This is a genomic window from Pseudomonas sp. SIMBA_068 (assembly GCF_046534705.1).
Taxonomy (GTDB): Bacteria; Pseudomonadota; Gammaproteobacteria; order Pseudomonadales; family Pseudomonadaceae; genus Aquipseudomonas; species Aquipseudomonas putida.
Genome location: NZ_JAWRYI010001299.1, coordinates 1 through 247, shown reverse-complemented (window position 1 = coordinate 247; position 247 = coordinate 1). Strand labels below are relative to the sequence as shown.

General features: G+C 55.9%; 1 pseudogene. It reads right to left on the bottom strand.

Features of this window, described 5'->3' with window-relative positions:
• Positions 1–247 (bottom strand): annotated as a pseudogene (locus SB756_RS33775) (amino acid ABC transporter); the annotation flags it as partial.

Below are 247 nucleotides of genomic sequence, written 5' to 3'. Positions count from 1 at the left end.
ACAATTTCCTTCAGTGCGGCATTGAGCTTGTTACGCAGCTCATCGTCACCTTTGCGTACGGCAATGCCGACCTTGTCGCTGTCGTTCACCGGTTCGCCTTTGAACTCGAAGTTTTTGCCAGCGGCAGACTTCAGCCAGTCGTAGTTGGCGTACTTGTCGGCGAGGATGGCGTCGAGGCGGCCAGAGGTCAGGTCCAGGTAGGCGTTTTCCTGGCCATCGTACAGGTTGACCTTGAACTCGTTGTCCA